This is a genomic window from Bacillus sp. MM2020_4 (assembly GCF_011250555.1).
In the GTDB taxonomy this organism is placed as follows: Bacteria; Bacillota; Bacilli; order Bacillales; family Cytobacillaceae; genus Neobacillus.
On record NZ_JAANMZ010000097.1, the window covers coordinates 1 to 1,508 of the forward strand.

Consider the following 1,508-nt stretch of genomic DNA (forward strand, 5'->3'; position numbering starts at 1 on the left):
TCCTAATTATTAATGCACATAGTATTCAAAATAAAGGTGATGCCGGGATTATATTATCAATGATAGATTCTATTAAAGAGGAAGTAGAAAATGCGGAGATTGCTATTTCCTCTAGATATTGGGAAAGTGATAAAGATTTTTACTCTAATTTAGAAATTGAAACCTTGCCTCAAATATTTGACTACCCGGATACAGCTTTGCCTTATTATAAGAGAGCACTAATAGTATTAAATCAATTGATTTATGTTATTAAACATAAAAACAAAAGTGATTCTTCCGATAAAAGAAAGAGTAAGCTAATCAAATGGTATAATGAAGCAGATATTGTTGTTAGTTGTGGCGGTGGATTCCTTTTATCAAATCATAAATATTTAATTGAACCCAGCTTAATCTCACATTTATATCAAATTCTATTTGCTATTTGGAAGGGTAAAAAAGTTATTGCTTACTCACAAACAATCGGTCCATTTATAAGTAAGATGTCCAAGAAGTTATCTTCTTATGTCTTAGCAAAGGCGGACATCTTATATGTTAGAGAGGATTTATCAAAGCAATTTCTCGAAGAGATAGGGGTCAAGAATGTTAAGGTAGTTTCTGATTCTGCATTCTCATTAAAACCAAGTGAAATAGAAATATCTGATACTTTTAATGGAAATAAGGGGAAATTAGTTGGAGTAACCTTAAGACAATGGAAATTCCCAAATAGTGGAAATCCAGAGAAGTTGTATTCGAATTATTTAGAAAGTGTTGCTAAAGGAATAGATCATCTTGTAAATAAAGGGTATGAAGTTGTTTTGATACCACAAGTTGTGGGACCGACACCATATGAGGATGACCGATTAGCAAATAAGGAAATTTTAAATAAGCTATCGAAATATTCAACTTCAGTTATAAATGAGCTTGACATATCTCAATTAAACGCAAGGGAGATGAAGTTCATCTATTCAAAATTAACGTTTCTAATAGGAACTAGAATGCATTCAAATATTTTTGCTCTGTCTTCAAATGTACCTGTTATAGCAATTTCCTATGAGGCAAAAACTAAAGGAATTATGCAAAAACTTAATTTAGACAATTATTCAGTGGATATTGATAAAGTTACATCAGAAAATTTAACATCAATGATTAATGATCTTGAGAAAAATTACAATAATTATGTTTTTCACTTAAGTGATTCGATACCAACTGTAATAGGTGAATCAAAGGAGCCTGCTAAAAAAATAAAACAGTTAGTCCAATATTAAAACTTTTTGGGTGTGGATATAAATGTCAAATACAATTAAAACCATATCAGTTATTGTCATTATCTCTATTTTTGCAAAGTTAAGTGGATTGTTTCGTGAAGTATCTATTGCAACACAATATGGTATCTCCGGAGCCACAGATGCTTATTTTATTGCTTCCACTTTACCTGTGGTTATTTTTTCTCTAATAAGCTTTTCTATAAACTCATCAGTAATACCTATTTTAAGCAAATATAAAGACATAAGTTTCAAGGAATATAAAAA

Annotated in this window: 1 protein-coding gene and 1 pseudogene; both read left to right on the top strand. The window is 30.1% G+C overall.

Translation table 11 applies throughout. The features are described from left to right. Nucleotides 1-1,244: polysaccharide pyruvyl transferase family protein (locus tag G6554_RS25190; protein ID WP_166246839.1), on the top strand; the 1,244-nt coding region annotated here is incomplete at its 5' end. Between the two features lie 22 nt (nt 1,245-1,266). Continuing rightward, nucleotides 1,267-1,508, top strand: a pseudogene (locus G6554_RS25195) (hypothetical protein); the annotation flags it as partial.